Raw genomic sequence first — 21,826 nt, 5'->3', positions numbered from 1 at the left:
GGAGGAGTTGCATGAAACAACTTCAAGAACACCCGGATCAACGTATATCCGTTTTATCCACGAACAAATTTAAAACGACGACGATGACATTTAAATTTATGGCTCCATTAGATAAAAAGACGATGACGCAACGTTCTTTGTTAAGTAAATTACTCGTCCGTGCCACACAACAATTTCCGACAGATAAAGCATTCAATCAATATCTCTCTGAATTGTATGGTGCTTATGTCAATAGTTACGTGTCGAAGTACAAAGACCGCCACGTCATCACTGTTACACTTGAAATTGTGAATGAACGTTATTTGTTAGATGATGAACCATTATTTGACAAAGGGATGGCATTATTAAAAGAGGTCATTCTTAATCCACTTGTTAAAAACGGCGCCTTTGATGAAACGTTTGTCGCACAAGAGAAAAGTTTATTGAAGAAAAAACTGACAGCGATTGAAGATAATAAATCACAAATTGCATATTTACGTTTACTTAAGCATATGTTTGGTGAACATCCTTACCGTTATATGGCAGCAGGCGACCTTGATGAAATTGATAGCATTACAGCGACAGACTTATATGATACATATCGTTCGATGTTAGATAATGACTACTGTTCAGTATACGTGGTAGGCAATGTTGAGGAAGAAGCGACAATTCAACATATACAAACAGAATTTAATATTCAACCTTTTACATATGAAACGACACAATTCGGTCAACATATCCAGCACGATGCATCAGTTAATGAAGTGATAGAACAAGACAATATCGATCAAGCGAAATTAAACATGGGTTTTCGTTTTCCTACCCAATATGGTGAAAAAGATTTTTATGCATTTCTCGTGTTCAATATGATGTTTGGTGGAGATCCTTCATCAGTGTTATTCAATGAAGTCCGAGAACAAAAGAGTCTCGCTTACTCGATTCATTCACAAATTGATGGTAAAAATGGTTTCCTATTCGTTATGAGTGGGGTTTCAGCTAAAGATTACCAATTAGCTAAAGAAACGATTATCGAGGCATTTAACCGTTTCAAATCAGGTGACTTTACAGAGGACAAAATGGCATTAGCGAAGAAGATCATTTTATCAGGACGTAAGGAATCAAAAGACCGTCCGAAAAATATGATTGAAATGATGCATAACCAATTGTTGCTTGAAGTCCCAGAAACGGATGACCAATATGAAGCGCGTATACAAGCCGTTAAACACGAAGACATTCAACGTCTCTGTCAAAATGCGCATCTCGATACAATTTATATTTTGACAAAGGAGGATGATACGGATGAATGAAACATACTATCAACAAATTGATGAAACGGTCTATCATGCTACTTTGGCGAATGGCTTGAATCTGTTCATTATTCCAAAGAAGGATTTTCAAAAAACGTTTGTGACATACACGACGCAGTTTGGTTCATTAGACCATCGTTTTAAACCACACGACGCAGATGAATTCGTTTCTGTCCCAGATGGTGTTGCCCATTTCTTAGAGCATAAGCTGTTTGAAAAAGAAGAAGGCGACTTATTTACAGAATTTGCAGAACATGATGCACAAGTAAACGCATTTACAAGTTTTGACCGTACGAGTTATTTATTTAGCGCTACAAACCATATCGATGACAACATTCTACGTTTATTGAAAATGGTAGAGTCACCATACTTTTCTGAGGCATCAGTCGAAAAAGAAAAAGGCATTATTGCAGAAGAAATTAAAATGTATCAAGAGCAACCGGGATACCGTTTGATGTTTAATACGTTACGTGCGATGTATCAAGAACATCCTGTACGTGTTGATATTGCAGGGTCAGTTGAGAGCATTTATGAAATTACGAAAGACGATTTATATTTATGTTATGAAACATTTTATCATCCTTCTAATATGGTGCTTTTTGTCGTTGGTGATGTCGATCCAGAGCATATTGAAAATTTAGTGCGTACACATGAAGATGCACGCGGAATCGTGGCACAACCAAAGATTGAACGCGATCCACTCAATGAATCTACTGAAGTGATTGAACATCAAGTCGTTGAAGCGATGGCCCTTCAATCACCAAGAATCATGCTCGGTTTGAAACATCCGGTCTATGATGTGTCACGCCATCAAGGTGTCAAAGAAGATATCGAAATGTCATTTTTCTTTGAGATGATCTATGGTGAAGAGACGAATTTTTATCAGTCATTATTGAGCCAAGATTTAATTGACGATACGTTCAGTTATCAAACAGTCATTGAGCCGACATACAGCTTTTCATTAATTACATCAGCTACGACAGAACCTGAACAGTTAAAAATATTACTATTAGACGAATTACGTGCACGAATCGGTACTTTAGATGATCAGCATACGTTCGATTTGTTAAAACGTCAATTTATTGGTGAATATATCTCGAGTTTAAATGCACCAGAATATATCGCGAATCAATCCACAAAGTTTTATTTTGATGGCGTAAGTTTGTTTGAATTATTGAATGTGATCGATAGTATTACGTTAGATACAATGAATGAAACAGTTCGCCGTCGTATCGATATGAATGCACTTGTCGATAGTCGTTTGGAGATTAAAACGCCATGAAAGCAATCGTCATCGGTGGTTCTGGAACAATAGGTCGTGCAATCACGCATGACCTTCTTTCAAATGGTTATGAAGTGATTGTGACATACCATCAAACCCCGTTAGCAACTTTGATGGATGAATTTCAAGGGCAACCTGTGCAATTTGTGCAACTGGATTTGTCTCAACCTGTTAATCTCGAGGAAAAATTAAGTTTTGTGCGCAATTTAGATGCTCTCATATATGCGAGTGGTCATAGTTTATTTGGGATGCTCCAAGATATGACAGATACGGATATTCATGAAGCTTATCAAGTACACGTTTTTCATTTCATTAAAATGACACAATATTTTGTTAACCAACTCATTCAAAGTCCGCATGGCAGAATTGTAGCGATTTCGTCCATTTGGGGTGAAACGGGTGCTAGCTTTGAGACGGTTTATTCGAGTATGAAAGCGGCACAAATTGGTTTTGTGAAATCATTGGCCAAAGAATTAGCCCGTACATCAGTGACCGTCAATGCGATTGCTCCTGGTGTCGTCGCGGGTTCAATGACGGATGCGCTCGATCACGAAGCACGTGTAGCATTGTTAGAGGAATTGCCTCAAAATCGTTGGGTTGACCCGAATGAAATAGCACATGTTACACGCTTTTTGATATCGCCATTGTCGCAAAGTGTAACCGGTACTGTTCAACGTATTAATGGTGGTTGGTATTGCTAGTTTGATATAATGGGGATTAAAGATAAAAGCCACTGTTGACATTAAGGGGGATTTTGATGATTACACGAGAAAAACGCGAATGGTACTTAGAATATCAAATTAATGTGAATCGTGCAGGGTTATTAGGTGACGTTTCGAGTTTGTTAGGGATGATGGGCATTAATATTGGAACGATTAACGGTATTGATCAGTCCATTCGTGCCTTTATTATTAAATCGGATAGCGAAGAAAAAATTAAACGTTTTGAGACATTGTTAAAAGAAATTGATGACATTTCGTTAAGAGTGTTACGAGAACCTGAACTGAAAGATAGACTTGCAGTAAGACACGGACGCTATGTAAAACAAGACGAACACGATAAAAAAATATTCCGTTTTGAAAGAGATGATTTAGGGTTACTCGTCGACTTTATGGCAGAGCTATTTAAAGAAGAAGGACATAAATTGATCGGTATTCGAGGCATGCCACGTGTCGGTAAAACAGAATCTATCGTTGCGGGTAGTGTTTCAGCGCATAAAAAATGGTTGTTTATCAGTTCGACACTGATTAAACAAACGGTGCGTAGTTCTTTAATTAAAGGTGAATATGATAAAGATCATGTGTACATTATCGATGGTGCAGTGACAGCAAGAGAAACGAATCCGAAACATCAGGAACTTGTAAAAGAGGTTATGACCTTGCCGTCTGTTAAAGTGGTAGAGCATCCAGACTTGTTTGTTGAAGCAAGTGATTATATCATGGATGACTTTGATTATATTATTGAATTGCGTGCCGAAGAGAATCAAGAAATTGAATATGAAGAGATGAAGAAGAAAACCGTGCGAAGTAAAAACAATTTAGATTTTGGGGATGCTTTTGGCGGTTTTGGTGATGGCTTTGGCGATGGATTCGGTTCATTGTAATGATGGAGGGATGACACTTGCGGACTATTGGAGAAGTATTACAAAGTAAAAGAGAACGTTTAGGGATGACGTTAACTGAATTAGAAAAAAGAACGCAGATTCAACGAGAGACACTCATAGATATTGAACAAAACCGGTTTGATCAATTTAAGCATCCCAATTACATTCGAGGGTTTATCCAAAAATATGCACAATCAGTCAATATTGACGGACGTTTGCTTATAGAAAAACATCATGAAGAACTACCGGCAGTGCAACGACAAGCGCATATAATTTTAGAACAAATCGCTCAACAAAAAGAGGTATTAACCTTCCAACAATTAGATCAACAGCCAAGGAAAATAGCGATTTTAATAGGTTTATTAACAGGTGTTACAGCGGTACTTTGGGTGCTGATGACCCTTATGTTATAATGATAATAAGAGATACAGATTAGTGAAAAGAGGAACAATAATGAATATACCGAATCAGATTACCGTCTTTCGCGTTATTTTAATCCCTATCTTTATGTTATTTGCGCTTGTAGATTTTGGAATGGGACAAGTGACATTCTTGGGAGGACAGCCGATTCGAATTGAATTTCTAATCAGTGGCATCATATTTATTTTGGCGTCATTTAGTGATTTTTTAGACGGTTATTTAGCGCGGAAATGGCAAATCGTCACGAACATGGGAAAATTTTTAGATCCGCTGGCAGACAAACTGCTTGTCTCCGCTGCGCTGATTGTACTCGTTGAACTCGGTTTAACAAATTCAGTAGTAGCTGTCATTATTATCGCACGTGAATTTGCAGTCACAGGATTACGTTTACTACAAATTGAACAAGGTTTTGTTAGTGCGGCGGGGCAATTAGGTAAAATTAAAACTGCAGTGACAATGATTGCTTTGATTTTAATTTTATTAGGGGAACCTTTCAGTCAGTGGATGGGTTTCAGTTTAGGACAAGTTTTATTATATGTGGGTGTATTTTTCACTGTACTTTCTGGCATTGAGTACTTTTATAAAGGTCGCGACGTATTTTTACAAGATAAAAATGCATAAGCCCGTCTGTTTTGCAATTTGAGATTGATGGCAATGAGGTCAATGTGCATATGTTTAAGAAATGACGTATATTAAAACGATTCATTTTGTGCAAAGTTGAGTTTAAATGACGCTGTTTCAATCTTTTGTAATTTCGAACAAGCGACCAAGGTTGACTGGGGTGTGGACCCTAGTCTTTTTTTATTTGGTTTTTCGTATTCCACCATGTTTTAGTAGAATGATAAAGGTGATTCATTTGTTTGAGTGATTCTTTTTTGTAAAATAGCAATGTAAGCTACAATAAAATATAATGACGACTTTAATCAACACGAATTTGAGATGGAGGAAGATCATATGAAAGTATGTATTATCGCTGTTGGATCAGAATTACTACTTGGACAAATTGTCAATACGAATGCACAATTTGTGTCGCAAAAATTTAACGAAGCGGGTCATCATGTGCTCGAACATATTGTAGTTGGGGATAATGCACAACGACTTGAAAATGTGACAAGACGTGCTTTGCGACAATATGATGTGCTCGTTTTGACAGGGGGACTGGGTCCAACAAAAGATGATTTAACGAAGCAAACTGTGGCAGAAGTGTTGAATAAAGACCTTGTCATCAATCAAAGCGCAATGGATGATATAGAAGATTATTTCAAACAACACGATAAAGTGATGACACCGAATAATCGACAACAAGCATTAGTTATTGAAGGGGCCGAAGTTTTGGCGAATGAAGTCGGCATGGCACCAGGTATTTATGTTCAGCATGAGCATAAACATATCGTGATGTTACCAGGTCCACCTAAAGAACTTCAGCCCATGGTCGTCAATAAGTTGATGCCGTACTTCTTTCAAGGAGATCAAACCATTGAATCAGAAGTTTTACGCTTTTGTGGTATTGGTGAGTCACAAGTCGAAACTGAACTGATGGACTTGATTGATGCCCAGTCTAACCCAACAATCGCTCCTTTAGCGGGCACACATGAAGTAACGATTCGTCTCACAGCAAGTGGTGAAAATTCTGAAGTGACACGAAATTTAATTGCGCCCATTAAAGAAGAAATATTAAAACGACTGGGTTGGTATTACTATGGTTCGGATGACATGACGCCTGAACAAGCGGTCCTTCAGTTGCAAGATCAAACGTTTGCTATCTATGATCAAGTGACAGAAGGGTTGCTCCATGCACGTTTAAAGCAAAACGACACACAACATTTACTAAAAGGCTACATGTTGCATCATGACCCCTTTTTAGATGCTTCAGATACGATAGAAAATCAGCTCTATACAGCGACGCAATTTGTTCAATCACTTTATGATAGCGAACAGGCCGTAAGTATACTTTCTCAAAACAACACAGTTTTTATTGGATTATTAACAGGCGATACATTCCAAGTTAAAACGTTTAAAATGGCGCAAATGAAACATTTACAACGCGACAGAAGTCAAAATTATATTCTCATCACATGGTTGAATTGGTTAAGAGAGTCCATAAGTAAATGATAAAAATATGAACTTAATTTAGACAGAAGTTGCTACTATGAATATTTTTTAGTCATACATTTCAGACTATTAAATTAAAAAGGGGCTGAGTTTGATGTTTCAGCCCCGATTTATTTTATAAATTTTTTGAGTATTTGTTTACATTCGGCCTTTTAACATACCATGCCAGTACATTTTCGGTAATAAATCTTTTTTAAATACATACATGCTTCGGCGTTCTTTAGCTTGGTTAAAAGGCATCGTTTCTTTCGGTTTTTTGTTATAATCAAACTCAGCGAGAATTAATTTATTATAACCCGTGACAATAGGGCAAGAAGTATAGCCGTCATAATGATGTGTCAGCATCTCGCTATTGATCACCTGTAATAAATTGTTGACAACAATAGGCGCTTGTTTACGAATCGCTGCTCCTGTTTTAGAAGTCGGTGCATTTGAAGCATCCCCGAGCGAGAACACATTTGAGTAATTTTTGTGTTGTAATGTGGTAGGATCAATATCTACCCAGCCGTCGTTGTCTGAAAGGGCACTTTCTTTAATGACATCTAAAGGGCCCATTGGTGGCGTGACATGTAACATTTCGTAGTCTATCGTTTTTCTTTCTCCAGTGTCGATATGTTCAAATGAGGCCACCTTTTTGTCTCCATCAATTTCAACAAGGTTATATTTAAAGTTCACTATAATATCTCGTTCTTCAACGATTTTTTCTAACTCTGTTTTATATTTTTCTACGTCAAATAAGGCATCTTTAGGTGTTTCATAAATGACATTGACGCTAGATCGGATATCATGTTTTCTGAAATAATCTTCAGCTAAATACATGATTTTCATCGGAGCGCCTCCACATTTCACAGGAGTATTGGGATACGTAAATATGGCATTGCCCTGTTTCAAATGAGCAATTTGTCTCCAAGTTTCGTTAACGTAGTCAGGTGAATAGTTAGAACAAACACCATTTTTGCCTATATTTTCTTTTAATCCTTTAATAGAAGACCAATTAATTTGTAACCCTGGAGCGACCACTAAATACGCATAACTCACTTCTGTGTCATCTTCTAAAGTTAGACTGTTGTGATCAGGTTGAAAGCTTGATACTGCATTTTTAATCCATTGAGCACCTTTTGGAATGACATGTGCCATACTTTTACGAGAGCTTTTCAAATCTGATACGCCAGCGCCTACCAATGTCCATAGAGGTTGATAATAATGATATTCAGCTGGATCAATAATAGCTATTTTTCCTTTTAAATTTTCATTCTTTTTTAATAGCCTTGCTGCTACTGTAATACCTGCTGTGCCGCCACCTACAATAACAATTTGATAATGCTTAGTCATTATTTCACACCCTTACATTATTTTAGTGATTCTTTAAAACCTTGATATCCTTCTCTGACATTTACAACATTTTTAAAGCCTTTATGCTCTAATATGCCCACAGCGATTGCACTTCTAACGCCTGACTGACAATGTACATAGATTTTTTCCTCTTTATTAAAAGGAATTTTTTCAGTTAACAATTTGCCGTGAGGAATGTGGACAGCTTGTTCTAAATGACCATTTTTCCATTCTTCATCATTTCGAACATCTAATACATGTGCTTCATCACCAGACATATCCGCGCTATGAATGGATTGTGTTGTCATCTCTGGGTTTGGTAAACGATATCCCTCTACATGATCAAAGCCAATTAATTGTAAAGTTTGTGTGGCTTGCTCAACTGTAGATTTATCTCCAATTAAGTCAATACCTTTTTCAAAATTTAAATACCAACCGATTTGGTTAATAAAGTTTTTGTTGTAAGGGATATTAATTGTTCCTTCTGTATGCCCCCCATGAAATGCTTCTTTACTACGAAGATCAAATGCGATTCTTTCGTGATCTAAACTAGGGTAAACATTGTATGGTTGATACAAGTCCATACCCAATTGATTGATTTTTTTCATTTGTGCAAAGTGATGTGGTGGCGCCGGTTGATTTGATGTTAGTGTTTCAATAAATTGTTTTTCATCAGTTTCATTAAATGCCCAGTTATTGATTTTTTCATAACCTAGCGTAGACATCGGTACGGCACCTAATGACTTACCGCACGGACTTCCAGCACCGTGGCCCGGCCAAATTTGAATATAATCCGGTAATGCTTTAATGCGCTCTATAGATTGATACATTTGTTTTGCACCAACTTCTGTAGAGCCTTTCATTTGAACTGACTTTTCTAGTAAATCAGGTCTACCGATATCTCCTACAAAAATAAAATCACCACTAAATAAGCCCATTGGAACACTTGAGCCACCGCCTTCGTCAATAAGAAGGAAACTGATACTCTCAGGGGTATGACCAGGTGTATGCAACACTTCTAATTTAACGTGACCGACTTGTATAACATCCTTATTTTTAACAAAATGTGTTTGTTCAGGCATATTTTTATAACCTAATTGTTCATCGCCTTCACCGGAAACATAAATATCCGCATTTAATCGTTTTGCTGCATCACGAATGCCAGATGCAAAGTCAGCGTGAATGTGCGTTTCAGTAGCTTGAGTAATTGTTAAACCTTCATTTTCAGCAACTTTAATATATTCCGTTAAATCGCGGATAGGATCGATAATGATTGCTTCCCCCGTGCGTTGACAGCCGACTAAATATGAAGCTTGAGATAAATGATTGTCATAAAATTGTTTAAAAAACATTGTGAAAAACTCCTTTTTAATTAATTGAATTAGATAAATAAATTGTGACTTGCTTTTTCAGTATCACCAATATAAGTTCCTACACCACCGTATCCAACTTCGTCTCTGAGCTCTTCTTTTTGAATGCCCATGACATCCATACTCATTGTACAAGCAATTAATTTGATATCTTGGTCGATGGCTTGGTCAATCAGTGATGGTAAGGAATCCACATTTTTCTTCTTCATTACGTAACGCATCATGATATTACCTAAACCAAACATATTCATTTTAGATAGCGGCATACGTACAGGTGTTTTTGGCAACATCAAGTCAAACATTTTTGCGATACCTTTCTTTTTAACATGGACGGATTGGTTTTTTTTCAATGCATTAAGTCCCCAAAAAGTAAAGAAGATTGTGACGTCTCTGCCTGCAGCCTTAGCACCATTCGCAATAATCATTGCTGCCACTGCTTTATCTAACTCCCCACTGAATAGAACAATTGTAGTTCCTTTAGCAGAATGGCTCACTTCCATGTCTTTTGGTTTTTCTTTTTGAATGACTGCATTGATTTCATTTTCACTTTTTTTCAGGCTCACTAAAGTATGGCCAGTTTGGTTGACCCAACTCTTAATGTCATTTTGAAAGCCAAAGTCAGTCACTTTAACTTCAATTTGGTCACCGACATCAATAGCTTTAACTTCTTTGCTAATATTGACGATGGGTCCTGGGCACTGAAGACCACTGTAGTTAAACTTTTTACGATCATTTTTAATTTCAACGTTGGTGTTTTCATCTAGTGCATCATGGTTCAAATATTTTTCTTCAAATGCTTTAAAACCACCATCTAAATTAACAACGTCGTAACCTTGTTCACTTAAATATTCACTTGCTTTTGCGCTTCTATTACCACTTTTACAGTGTATATAATATGTTTTGTTTTTATCCGTATTAAAAGATGCAATTTCATCAACAGGGTGTAACGTCGCACCGTTTATATGATTAAGTTCATATTCTTCTGGTGTTCTAACATCAATGAGTTGACCTTGTGCACCTAATTTCTCTAATTCTTTTTTACTAAAATCATTGATATGCTTTTCTTTAAACTGCTTCATAAATACCTCCTAAAAAATACCTTTAGGGGTATAGTAAGGCATTATTGATATTTTGTCAAATACGGTGGTGGGTATTTGACAGATTTGTTGATTTCTATTAAGATAATTTTATTCATTAAAAATCGGAGGAAAAAACTATGAATTATGATAAAAAGATGATTAATCGTATTAAGAGAGTACAAGGGCAGCTGAATGGTGTTATTAAAATGATGGAAGAAGAAAAACATTGTAAAGATGTTGTCACCCAACTGAGTGCTTCAAAGAGTTCCTTACAACGATTAATGGGGATCATCATTAGCGAAAATTTAGTTGAATGTGTAAAATTAGCTGATGAAAACAACGAAGATTCTCAAGAAATTATAAATGAAGCCGTTAACTTATTGGTGAAAAGTAAATAATGGATATTTCAATTATAATCATCATGTTGCTTATTGGAAGTTTTGGTGGATTGATATCCGGATTAGTTGGAATAGGTGGGGCGATTATTATTTATCCTGCTATTCTTCTCATTCCTCCTATATTAGGCGCTCCAGCTTATAGTGCCTATCTAGCCTCAGGGCTCACCTCAAGCCAAGTGTTTTTTAGTACTTTAAGCGGTTCTTTGAAAGCAAGAAAAAAACCGGAATTTTCACTGCGATTAGTTTTTTACATGGGTGGATCAATGGTGATTGGGAGTATGTTCGGGGCATTTCTCGCAAATTTATTAAATGCAACTTTCGTCAACACGATATATATCTTGATTGCCATAGTTGCTTTAATATTAATGTTTGTTAGAGTGAAATCCGATTCAGCCCAATCCTCATTTAATAGGCTTTTAATATCTATAATTGGTTTAATCGTTGGAGTGATTTCAGGTATCGTTGGCGCAGGGGGGGCTTTTATTATTATTCCTATACTACTAGTGGTATTTAAATTACCAATGAACACGGTAGTCGCAAACAGTATCGTCATCGCATTTGTATCTTCAATTGGAACCTTTATTGTAAAGTTGATACAAAACTATGTTCCTATTGTAGATGCTTTATTTCTCATTATAGGAAGTATTATCTTTGCGCCTTTAGGTTTAAAACTGAGTAAAAAAGTGCCTGACGTTATTCAAAAATGGATTATTAGTATTTTAATCATAGTAGCAATTATCCAAATTGTCTTTTTTGGTACTTAGAAAATTTATAAATTGATTGTTATAGAGAATAAAAATATCAATTCCTCTCTATTAAGCCAACGATTATTTAATAAATATAAGCACATGCGTTCTGTTTTGGAGAAATTGCACTTCAAAAATAACGAACAAACATTCGCAAAACACTTGTAATTTGATTTAATACCATGTATAGTAGAATTAAATTAAAAGGAAATTTCGATCAAGTAGGGGGTCCTAAATTGGATAATGAACGTCAAAAAGCGCTAGATACAGTAATTAAAAATATGGAAAAATCATTTGGTAAAGGTGCCGTAATGAAACTGGGTGAGAATAAAGATCGCCGTGTTTCAAGTGTTTCAAGTGGTTCGGTAACACTAGACCATGCATTAGGGGTTGGCGGCTATCCTAAAGGTCGTATCATCGAAGTTTATGGCCCCGAAAGTTCTGGTAAAACTACAGTTGCTTTACATGCCATTGCTGAAGTACAAAAAAATGGCGGTATTGCTGCATTTATTGATGCCGAACACGCACTCGATCCAGTTTACGCTGAAGCATTAGGTGTAGATATTGATAACTTATACCTTTCACAACCAGACCACGGTGAACAAGGGCTTGAAATTGCAGAGGCGTTTGTCAGAAGTGGCGCAGTGGATATTATCATTGTCGACTCAGTTGCGGCATTGACACCTAAAGCAGAAATCGAAGGCGAGATGGGTGATACACACGTTGGCTTACAGGCGCGTCTCATGTCTCAAGCATTACGCAAATTATCTGCAGCGATTTCAAAATCAAAAACGACAGCTATCTTTATTAACCAAATCCGTGAAAAGGTAGGCGTGATGTTCGGTAACCCTGAAACGACACCAGGTGGGCGCGCATTAAAATTCTACAGCTCAGTTCGTTTAGAAGTGCGTCGTGCCGAGCAATTAAAACAAGGTCAAGATATCGTCGGTAACCGTACTAAAATCAAAGTCGTTAAAAACAAAGTCGCACCACCATTCAAAGTGGCAGAAGTTGATATCATGTATGGTAAAGGGATTTCACGTCAAGGTGAGCTTATCGACTTAGGTGTTCAATATGAAATTGTAGACAAGTCAGGTGCATGGTATTCATACAATGGTGAGCGTATGGGGCAAGGTAAAGAAAACGTTAAACAATTTTTATTAGAAAACCCTAAACTTGAAGATGAAATCGACCGTAAATTACGCGAAAAACTTGGTATTTTTGATGGTGACGTGGAAGAGGCTGAACAAGAAGAAACACAAACGCTTTTCGATGAATAACCCCGTCTAAAGTTCATTTGAAAAGTACTGTGTTCAATATAAAAAGCGGTGTGTACAGGATACATATATTCTGTGTTCATCGCTTTTTATTTGTAATCACGACAGAAACCTTGATTTTTCGTTGTTCAAAACGTACAATTGAACTTGTATGATTCTTATTTTTATCCATATAATCATATAGATTTATTAACATACAGAACGAAATCCTAGAAAAAGGGGGTGTTTGTGTGAATTTATTAAGCCTCTTACTCATTTTGCTGGGTATCATTCTAGGAGTTGTTGTAGGGTATTTTATCGCCCAAAACTTGATTTACCAAAAGCAGTTGCAAGCCAAGCAAACTGCGAAAGATATTCTTGAACAAGCAAACAAAGAAGCAGAAAACCTTAAAAAAGAGAAGTTAATCGAAGCGAAAGAAGAAAACCAAATTCTCCGAGAACGTGCTGAAAACGAACTTAGAGAACGACGTACTGAGCTTCAAAGGCAAGAATCCCGACTTCTTCAAAAAGAGGAAAACTTGGAGCGAAAATCTGATCTACTCGATAAGAAGGATGAGATTTTAGAGCAAAAAGAATCTAAACTTGAAGAAAGACAACAACAAGTAGATGCAAAAGAGAGTAGTGTTCAATCGATAATAATGAAGCACGAACAAGAACTAGAACGCATCTCCGGTCTCACACAAGAAGAAGCACGTAAAGAACAATTATCACGTGTAGAAGATGAGTTGTCACAAGATATTGCAGTACTTGTTAAAGAAAAAGAAAATGAAGCAAAAGAAAAAGTAAACCAAAATGCTAAAGAGTTGCTCGCTACAGTAGTGCAACGTTTTGCTGCAGATCATACTTCTGAATCAACAGTTTCAGTTGTAAACTTGCCTAATGATGAAATGAAAGGTCGAATTATCGGTCGTGAAGGTCGAAATATTCGTACATTAGAAACGCTTACAGGTATTGATTTAATTATTGATGATACGCCAGAAGCAGTTATTTTATCAGGTTTTGATCCGATTCGTCGAGAAATTGCGAAAACAGCATTAATTAATCTCGTGTCAGATGGGCGTATTCATCCTGGACGCATAGAAGATATGGTTGAAAAATCAAGACGTGAAGTAGACGAAATTATTCGTGACGCTGGTGAACATGCAACATTCGAATTAAATGTTCATAATATGCATCCAGATTTAATTAAAATATTAGGTCGTATGCATTACCGTACAAGTTACGGTCAAAATGTATTGAAACATTCTATTGAAGTTGCGCATCTGTCAGGTATGCTTGCTGCAGAACTGAATGAAGATGTGACATTAGCGAAACGTGCAGGTTTATTACATGATATTGGTAAGGCCATTGACCATGAAGTGGAAGGCAGTCACGTAGAAATCGGTGTGGAGTTAGCTAAAAAATATGGCGAACCTGAAACAGTGATTAATGCGATACACTCGCATCATGGCGATGTGGAGCCAACTTCTATCATCTCAATTTTAGTTGCTGCAGCTGATGCATTATCTGCTGCAAGACCAGGGGCAAGAAAAGAAACATTAGAGAACTACATCAAGCGTTTAGAGCGTTTAGAAGAAATCTCTGAGAATTATGAAGGTGTTGAAAAGGCCTTTGCGATTCAAGCAGGTCGAGAAATTCGTGTTATTGTAGAACCTGATACGATTGATGACTTAAAATCTCACCGATTAGCGCGAGATATTAAAAATCAAATTGAAGGTGAACTGCAATATCCGGGTCATATCAAAGTGACAGTCGTTCGTGAGACGAGAGCAATTGAATATGCGAAATAATTGCGTATGAAAAGGAAAAGCAAGTTTCTTTATTAAAGGGTATAAAGAAACTTGCTTTTTTTCTATGCTTTAAAGACATGTTGTTTTTAATATTTAAGGGTCATTTCAATAGCATACGATGTCTTATCTATAAAGGTTTAATTCTGTCTCTTTCAATTCTTCCAATGCACTTGCGGTATCATAGCAATTTGAAGAAATATTCGTGTAGCGTTCAGCCATACGATAGGCGTGAATGTACAAATCAATACTTTCTTTTGCGATTTCTTCAGGTTTTAACTTTTTAGACGGATTTGCGCTCACTACAAGTTCTGCAAATTTTTCTGGATCAATATGAATTGACATAAATTAAAAAACATCTCCTAGTTTTTTGTCTTATACATTACTTATGATTGAATTGAACCATAAGTCTTCCTAAAAGTGCATTACCCTCTTCGTAACAAATTAATCATCCTTTTCATTCAAATGAACGCTTGAATGTTCTGTGAAAAGAAGTTATAATTTTAATATAAAAATAATATATAAAAGGATATGAAGATGTTATGACTCAAAAAATTGTAACTTGTGATACGTTTAGTATTGACGTTGAAGCTGTACAACAGTCAAAAGAGGAGCTTGCTGCTTCGAATATTGAACAGGTGAGTCAAATGTTTAAGAGTATTGCCGACATTAACCGTTCTAAAATCGTGCTCGCACTTTGCCACCATGATGAATTGTGTGTTTGTGATATTGCGGAAATTTTAAATGTAACCGTGGCGAATGCGTCTCACCACTTGAGATCTCTTTATAAAAATGGCATTGTGACATTTCGCAAATCGGGTAAACGTGCATTTTATCGTTTGTATGATGAACATATTCGACAATTGATGATGATATCTATTGAACATAAGAAAGAAGTGGATGAAGATGATTCAAAGTCGTAAAACATACAGAATAGAAGGTTTATCATGCGCCAATTGTGCTGGGAAATTTGAAAGGAATGTCCGCGGTCTTGCGTCAGTTGATGAGGCACAAGTCAATTTTGGTGCTTCAAAAATTTATGTGACGGGCGCCCCTACTATGGAAGAATTAGAAGGGGCGGGCGCATTTGAAAATTTAAAATTGACGTTAGATGAGGGGAAAAAGGGGAGTACAAATACTGACCAAAGCATAACCGCGCAACCGACATCTTGGTTGGATAAGGCGAAACAGTTTTATAAAGCACATCAGTCTATATGTGTGGCGACGTTGTTCATGCTGCTCGGTTACATTTCACATTTGATGAGCGGCGAAAGCCATATGATGACGATTTTACTATTCGCTTGTTCGATACTATTAAGTGGAAGTGCGCTACTCATCCGAGGCGTTAAAAATTTAGTGCATGCCGAATTTGATATGCACACATTGATGACGATTGCGGTTATCGGCGGCGCAATCATTGGTCAATGGGGAGAAGTCGCAGCCGTGGTCATTTTATTTGCGATGAGTGAAGCGCTTGAAACATTTTCTATGGACAAAGCACGTCAGTCGATGCAGTCTTTAATGGACATTGCGCCAGATGAAGCAACAGTTTTACGAGACGGCCAACATATCAAGGTGCCTGTGGATGACATTGTAATCGGTGAAACGTTATATATTAAACCGGGACAAAAAATTGCGTTAGATGGTGTTGTCGTTTCGGGGCGCGCTGCAGTGAATCAAGCCGCGATTACCGGTGAGTCGATGCCGGTTGAAAAAGTGGAAGATGCAGAAGTTTTTGCAGGGACATTGAATGAAGATGGCGTCCTTGAAGTGCGTGTCACGAAAACAGCAGCGCATACGACATTAGCCAAAATGATTCAACTCGTTGAAGAAGCCCAATTAAATCAAACACCGGCACAAGCATTTATTGAAAAATTCGCGCGCTATTATACCCCTGCCATTATAGTTATCGCGTTACTCGTTGCGATTGTGCCACCAGTCGTGTTACATCAATCATTTTTAACGTGGGTTTATCAAGGTTTGGCCGTGCTCGTTGTAGGCTGTCCCTGTGCGTTAGTCATTGCAACTCCAATTTCTATCGTATCGAGTATTGGTAATGCAGCGAAAAATGGTGTGCTCATTAAAGGGGGCATTCACCTAGAACAAATCAGTCGTATTCGTGCGTTTGCTTTTGATAAAACTGGGACACTAACGATGGGACAACCTGAAGTGACCACTGTCCTGCCTTTAACAGAGATGTGTGATGACACCGACCTGATTGGACAAATTGCAGCCATTGAAAGTCGTTCGGATCATCCGCTAGCACGGGCAATTGTACGCTATGCCGAAACAAATCATCACCATGTTGACCAATATGATGTAACAGATTTCCATTCAAAAACAGGCCAAGGGGTGACGGCAAACGTTGCAGGGCGTCAATTCATCATTGGACAACCGCAAATGTTTAAAGTGGCGCAACCGACGATAACAACGCAAATTCAACAATTACAAGAGCAAGGAAATACGATTATTCTCGTATCAGTGGACGATGTGTTACGCATGTTAATTGCTGTGCGGGATGAAGTGCGTGAACAGTCTCAAAAAGCGATACAGGCGCTTCGTGAACTTGGTATTCAACATACCGTTATGTTGACAGGAGACAATGAGAAAACAGCACGAGCGATCGCCCAAAGACTTCACATGACAGATGTTAAAGCGGATTTGATGCCTGTCGATAAATTAAATGAAATTGAACAACTTAAGCAGCAATATGGGACAGTTGCGATGGTCGGTGACGGGGTGAATGATGCACCAGCACTGGCGAGCGCATCAGTAGGTATTGCGATGGGTGGTGCGAGTACAGATACCGCACTTGAAACGGCAGATATTGCACTCCTCAGTGACGATATGTCGAAATTACCTTTTACATATCGTTTGAGTCAAAAAACAATGCGTATAATTAAGGCGAATATTACGTTTGCAATTGCGATTAAATTATTAGCGTTGTTACTTGTCATTCCAGGTTGGTTGACGTTGTGGATAGCTGTATTTTCTGATATGGGGGCCACGTTGATTGTCGCTTTAAATGCGATTCGTCTCCTGTATGTTAAAGCAGATGATCCTGAGGTGACGACGGAATAAATGATACAGCCGTATTGACTATAAATTTTCAAAAATGGAGTTAACTTAGCTTTGATGAAATATGATAAAGAAATTCGAGTCCACTTGCGACGACATTTTTTCGCACATACATTGACATCGATGGTGAGAACGGTACAATAAAACGTATCAACATACATGTAACATCGTGATGTCAAACAGTTCGAACATGACGATGAACAAGGGACGTGCCATGACAACAATGTTTGAGAGACGTCCCTTTGAAAATGTTTTTGCAGCGCCCCAATGAAAAGGTTGTTATTTTAACAAATGATATAAAATAGCAATTAGGGCATTAGAGAGGACGGAAAATATGAGGATTTTATTTATTGGTGATATTGTTGGGAAAGTCGGCCGGCAAACAATTTCAGAACTGTTGCCGAAACTTAAACAACATTATCGTCCGACGTTAACGATTGTGAATGCTGAAAACGCAGCACACGGCAAAGGGTTAACTGAAAAAATATATAAGCAGTTGTTACGTGAAGGTGTCGATTTTATGACGATGGGCAATCACACGTATGGACAACGTGAAATTTATGATTTTATCCATGAGGCGACACGTCTTGTGCGACCAGCCAATTTCCCAGATGAAGCACCAGGCGTTGGGATGCGTATCTTGCAACTTAACGCTAAAAAATTGGCAGTGATCAACTTGCAAGGGCGTAGTTTTATGCCGATGATTGACGATCCATTTAAAAAAGCAGATCAACTGATTGCAGAAGCTGAAAAAGAAGCGGATTATATTTTTGTCGATTTTCATGCTGAGACGACTTCGGAAAAAAATGCAATGGCGTGGTATTTAGATGGGCGTGTCAGTGCAATTGTAGGCACGCATACCCATATTCAAACGTCAGACAATCGTATTTTGCCACAAGGAACGGCATATATTACAGATGTCGGGATGACAGGCTATTACGACGGTATATTAGGTATTAACCGCGATGAAGTCATTAAGCGTTTTATTACGAGTTTACCGCAACGCCATGTCGTGCCGGATGAAGGACGAAGCGTATTGTCAGGTGTCATTATTGATTTAAAAGAAGATGGCACAGCGAAGAAAATTGAACGTATTTTAATTAATGAAGATCATCCATTTGAAGCATAATCATAACAATTCGTTCAAAAAGTGGCTGAATTGTGATATATCCCTATCCGCCATTAGTATGAATTTTTTTCAAACCCACTATTTTGTAGAGCAAATGGTGGGTTATTTTGATAAAATATTGAGTGAATTCAAACGTGTAGGAGGCTAAATCTATGAAATCTCAATTATCATGGAAAGTGGGAGGTCAGCAAGGCGAAGGTATCGAATCAACGGGTGAAATTTTCGCTACTGCTATGAACCGCAAAGGCTATTATTTATACGGTTATCGTCATTTTTCTAGCCGTATTAAAGGTGGTCATACTAATAATAAAATCCGTGTTTCGACAACACCTGTGCATGCCATTAGTGATGATTTAGATATTCTGGTAGCGTTCGACCAAGAAACGATTGTGTTGAACCATCACGAAATGCGTGAAGATAGCGTCATTTTAGCAGATAGTAAGGCAAAACCAGAGAAGCCTGAAGATAGTAAGGCGCAACTTATCGTCCTACCCTTTACAGAAGTAGCTAAAGAATTAGGGACGACTTTAATGAAAAACATGGTAGCAATTGGTGCAACTGCAGCATTAATGCACTTGAATACGGATACTTTTGAAGCTTTAATTACGAATATGTTCGAGAAAAAAGGCGAAAAAGTAGTCGACTTAAATATTCAAGCGTTAAATGAAGGCTATCGTTTAATGCACGAACAAATGGGTGAAGTGAACGGAGACTTTGAATTAGAAGAAAGTAGCGGCGTACCTCACCTCTATATGATTGGGAATGATGCGATTGGTTTAGGTGCTATTTCAGCGGGCTCAAGATTTATGGCAGCCTATCCTATCACACCCGCTTCAGAAGTAATGGAGTATATGATCGACAATTTACCTAAAGTGGGCGGTTCAGTTATTCAAACCGAAGATGAAATTGCTGCTGCAACGATGGCGATTGGTGCAAACTACGGGGGCGTACGTGCCTTCACAGCATCAGCGGGTCCAGGTTTATCATTAATGATGGAAGCAATTGGTTTATCAGGGATGACTGAAACACCATTCGTAGTTGTTAATACGCAACGTGGGGGTCCATCAACAGGTTTACCGACAAAGCAAGAACAATCCGACTTAATGCAAATGATTTACGGTACACACGGTGATATTCCGAAAATTGTGCTTGCCCCGACAGATGCAGAAGACGCATTTTACTTAACGGTAGAGGCATTTAACTTAGCTGAAGAATATCAATGTCCAGTCATCTTATTAAGTGACTTACAATTGTCATTAGGTAAGCAAACGGTGAAAGCACTCGATCATTCGAAAATTGAAATTCGTCGAGGCGCAACGATTACGGAAGATATTGAAAGAGATGAAGACGACAAAGACTACTTCAAACGTTATGCGGTTACAGAATCTGGCGTGTCACCCCGTCCAATTCCAGGCGTTAAAGGCGGCATTCACCACGTGACAGGTGTTGAGCATAACGAAGAAGGTAAGCCGAGTGAAGCAGCAGAAAATCGTCAAAATCAAATGGATAAACGTATGCGCAAAACAGAAAAATTAGTCATTCCAAAACCGGTAGAAGGTACAGCGACACATGACGATGCAGATATTTTATACCTTGGATTTATTTCAACAAAAGGTGCGATCCAAGAAGGGGCATCACGTTTAGAACAACAAGGCCACCGCATTAACCATTTACAAATTCGACAATTACATCCTTTCCCAACAGAAGTCATTCAAGACGCTGTGGATAAAGCGGAAAAAGTCGTTGTTGTTGAACATAACTATCAAGGTCAACTCGCAAATATTATTAAAATGAACGTGAACTTAGGTGACAAACTCGTCAAACAAACAAAATACGACGGCACACCATTTTTACCACACGAAATTGAGGATAAAGGTTTAGAAATTTTGAATGCATTAAAGGAGAGAGTGTAATTGGCTACATTTAAAGATTTTAGAAATAATGTGAAACCCAATTGGTGTCCGGGCTGTGGCGACTTCTCAGTACAAGCGGCTATCCAAAAAGCAGCAGCAAACGTTGGATTAGAACCAGATGAAGTGGCACTCATTACAGGAATTGGTTGTTCAGGACGTCTATCAGGCTATGTGAACTCTTACGGTGTCCATTCCATTCATGGGCGTGCATTACCACTCGCACAAGGTGTCAAAATGGCTAACCGTGACCTTACTGTTATCGCTTCTGGTGGTGACGGTGATGGTTACGCTATCGGTATGGGGCATACGATTCATGCGTTACGTCGAAATATGAATATCACTTACATCGTGATGGATAACCAAATCTACGGACTGACTAAAGGACAAACATCACCTTCATCAGCGCCAGGATTTGTGACTAAAACCACACCTAAAGGCAACATTGAACAAAACGTGGCGCCTTTAGAGTTGGCATTATCGTCTGGGGCGACATTCGTTGCGCAAGGTTTCTCAAGTGATATTAAAGCGTTAACGAAAATGATTGAAGACGCAATTAATCATGATGGTTTTTCATTCGTCAACGTCTTTTCACCATGTGTGACGTACAATAAAATTAATACGTATGACTGGTTCAAAGAGAATTTAACTGCTATTGATGATATTGAAAATTATGACGTCAGCAATAAACAAGCTGCATTACAAACCGTGCTCGAACACGATTCATTAGTGAAAGGGATTGTGTACCAAGATACGACAACACCTTCATATGAATCGCAAATTGACGGCTTAGCAGAAACGCCTTTAGCACATCAAGACTTGAATTTAACAGAAGAACAGTTTGAGTCATTTACAAAACAATTTGTATAAAAAAGTAGCAAATGCTTAAGCGTATTCACGTACACTAAATATCGGACTGATAATAAGACTAGGATTGCACATGCGCCTAGTCTTATTTTTTGCGTCAGTTTTGGCCTTTATGTATAAGTGAAGGAAGTTGTAGTCTGTTCGTAGCTT

The 21,826-nt window shown here is 37.9% G+C and carries 20 protein-coding genes; 16 read left to right on the top strand and 4 right to left on the bottom strand.

The window, feature by feature from the left end:
• The first annotated feature begins 11 nt into the window (after positions 1 to 11).
• From yfmF to EL101_RS08290, 7 genes are all read left to right on the top strand, one after another.
• The gene (gene yfmF / locus EL101_RS08320; protein WP_096597886.1) at positions 12 to 1,286 is read left to right on the top strand and encodes an EF-P 5-aminopentanol modification-associated protein YfmF; all 1,275 of its coding nucleotides are present in this window, start codon (positions 12 to 14) and stop codon (positions 1,284 to 1,286) included.
• A complete protein-coding gene (yfmH, locus tag EL101_RS08315) occupies positions 1,279 to 2,568 on the top strand; it encodes an EF-P 5-aminopentanol modification-associated protein YfmH (protein ID WP_096597884.1) in 1,290 nt (429 codons plus the stop codon). The genes yfmF and yfmH overlap by 8 nt, the downstream gene beginning before the upstream one ends.
• On the top strand, positions 2,565 to 3,269 hold the full coding sequence (gene ymfI / locus EL101_RS08310) for an elongation factor P 5-aminopentanone reductase (RefSeq protein ID WP_096597882.1): 705 nt from the start codon (positions 2,565 to 2,567) through the stop codon (positions 3,267 to 3,269). Before yfmH ends, ymfI begins: the two co-directional genes overlap by 4 nt.
• Before the next feature lie 56 nt (positions 3,270 to 3,325).
• Entirely contained in the window at positions 3,326 to 4,171 is an 846-nt protein-coding gene (locus EL101_RS08305) for a DUF3388 domain-containing protein (RefSeq protein WP_096540838.1), read from the top strand.
• Positions 4,172 to 4,188: 17 nt separating this feature from the next.
• A complete protein-coding gene (locus EL101_RS08300; protein ID WP_096597880.1) occupies positions 4,189 to 4,584 on the top strand; it encodes a helix-turn-helix domain-containing protein in 396 nt (131 codons plus the stop codon).
• A gap of 40 nt (positions 4,585 to 4,624) precedes the next feature.
• Complete coding sequence (pgsA, locus tag EL101_RS08295) at positions 4,625 to 5,212, top strand: CDP-diacylglycerol--glycerol-3-phosphate 3-phosphatidyltransferase (RefSeq protein WP_096597878.1); 588 nt, start codon at positions 4,625 to 4,627, stop codon at positions 5,210 to 5,212.
• Positions 5,213 to 5,545: 333 nt separating this feature from the next.
• Entirely contained in the window at positions 5,546 to 6,703 is a 1,158-nt protein-coding gene (locus EL101_RS08290) for a CinA family nicotinamide mononucleotide deamidase-related protein (RefSeq protein WP_096597876.1), read from the top strand.
• A 138-nt stretch (positions 6,704 to 6,841) separates the two neighbouring features.
• Here EL101_RS08290 and sqr read toward each other — a convergent pair whose 3' ends face one another.
• Genes sqr through EL101_RS08275 form a run of 3 tightly spaced genes read right to left on the bottom strand, consistent with a single transcriptional unit; the run spans position 6,842 to position 10,484 of the window.
• Entirely contained in the window at positions 6,842 to 8,035 is a 1,194-nt protein-coding gene (sqr, locus tag EL101_RS08285) for a type II sulfide:quinone oxidoreductase Sqr (RefSeq protein WP_096597874.1), read from the bottom strand.
• Positions 8,036 to 8,052: 17 nt separating this feature from the next.
• Positions 8,053 to 9,387, bottom strand: a complete 1,335-nt coding sequence (gene cstB / locus EL101_RS08280; RefSeq protein WP_096597872.1) for a persulfide dioxygenase-sulfurtransferase CstB — start codon at positions 9,385 to 9,387, stop codon at positions 8,053 to 8,055.
• Positions 9,388 to 9,416: 29 nt separating this feature from the next.
• Positions 9,417 to 10,484, bottom strand: coding sequence for a DsrE/DsrF/DrsH-like family protein (locus EL101_RS08275; RefSeq protein WP_096597870.1), 1,068 nt, complete (start codon positions 10,482 to 10,484; stop codon positions 9,417 to 9,419).
• 137 nt (positions 10,485 to 10,621) lie between these two features.
• On the opposite strand from EL101_RS08275, the gene cstR reads away from it, so the two are divergent.
• From cstR to rny, 4 genes are all read left to right on the top strand, one after another.
• Positions 10,622 to 10,882, top strand: coding sequence for a persulfide-sensing transcriptional repressor CstR (gene cstR, locus EL101_RS08270; protein WP_096554933.1), 261 nt, complete (start codon positions 10,622 to 10,624; stop codon positions 10,880 to 10,882).
• On the top strand, positions 10,882 to 11,646 hold the full coding sequence (locus EL101_RS08265) for a sulfite exporter TauE/SafE family protein (protein WP_096597868.1): 765 nt from the start codon (positions 10,882 to 10,884) through the stop codon (positions 11,644 to 11,646). The genes cstR and EL101_RS08265 overlap by 1 nt, the downstream gene beginning before the upstream one ends.
• 218 nt (positions 11,647 to 11,864) lie before the next feature.
• A complete protein-coding gene (gene recA / locus EL101_RS08260; protein WP_096597866.1) occupies positions 11,865 to 12,908 on the top strand; it encodes a recombinase RecA in 1,044 nt (347 codons plus the stop codon).
• 227 nt (positions 12,909 to 13,135) lie between these two features.
• The gene (gene rny, locus EL101_RS08255) at positions 13,136 to 14,695 is read left to right on the top strand and encodes a ribonuclease Y (RefSeq protein WP_019165445.1); all 1,560 of its coding nucleotides are present in this window, start codon (positions 13,136 to 13,138) and stop codon (positions 14,693 to 14,695) included.
• Between the two features lie 123 nt (positions 14,696 to 14,818).
• Here rny and EL101_RS08250 read toward each other — a convergent pair whose 3' ends face one another.
• Positions 14,819 to 15,037 (bottom strand): hypothetical protein, encoded by a 219-nt coding sequence (locus tag EL101_RS08250; protein ID WP_096540850.1) that lies wholly within the window; start codon positions 15,035 to 15,037, stop codon positions 14,819 to 14,821.
• 197 nt (positions 15,038 to 15,234) lie between these two features.
• Between EL101_RS08250 and EL101_RS08245 the strand changes: the two genes are divergently transcribed.
• The 5 genes from EL101_RS08245 to EL101_RS08225 all read left to right on the top strand — a co-directional run bounded on the left by EL101_RS08245 (position 15,235) and on the right by EL101_RS08225 (position 21,679).
• On the top strand, positions 15,235 to 15,615 hold the full coding sequence (locus EL101_RS08245; RefSeq protein ID WP_096597864.1) for an ArsR/SmtB family transcription factor: 381 nt from the start codon (positions 15,235 to 15,237) through the stop codon (positions 15,613 to 15,615).
• On the top strand, positions 15,599 to 17,773 hold the full coding sequence (locus EL101_RS08240) for a heavy metal translocating P-type ATPase (protein ID WP_096597862.1): 2,175 nt from the start codon (positions 15,599 to 15,601) through the stop codon (positions 17,771 to 17,773). The genes EL101_RS08245 and EL101_RS08240 overlap by 17 nt, the downstream gene beginning before the upstream one ends.
• 331 nt (positions 17,774 to 18,104) lie before the next feature.
• Positions 18,105 to 18,899, top strand: a complete 795-nt coding sequence (locus EL101_RS08235) for a TIGR00282 family metallophosphoesterase (protein WP_096540859.1) — start codon at positions 18,105 to 18,107, stop codon at positions 18,897 to 18,899.
• A 152-nt stretch (positions 18,900 to 19,051) separates the two neighbouring features.
• On the top strand, positions 19,052 to 20,812 hold the full coding sequence (locus EL101_RS08230; RefSeq protein ID WP_096597860.1) for a 2-oxoacid:acceptor oxidoreductase subunit alpha: 1,761 nt from the start codon (positions 19,052 to 19,054) through the stop codon (positions 20,810 to 20,812).
• Positions 20,813 to 21,679 (top strand): 2-oxoacid:ferredoxin oxidoreductase subunit beta, encoded by an 867-nt coding sequence (locus EL101_RS08225; protein ID WP_019165439.1) that lies wholly within the window; start codon positions 20,813 to 20,815, stop codon positions 21,677 to 21,679.
• The last annotated feature ends 147 nt before the right edge of the window (positions 21,680 to 21,826 follow it).

Origin of the sequence: Staphylococcus delphini (genome assembly GCF_900636325.1) — a bacterium.
GTDB lineage: Bacteria > Bacillota > Bacilli > Staphylococcales > Staphylococcaceae > Staphylococcus > Staphylococcus delphini.
This window is presented reverse-complemented; position numbering and strand designations above follow the sequence as displayed.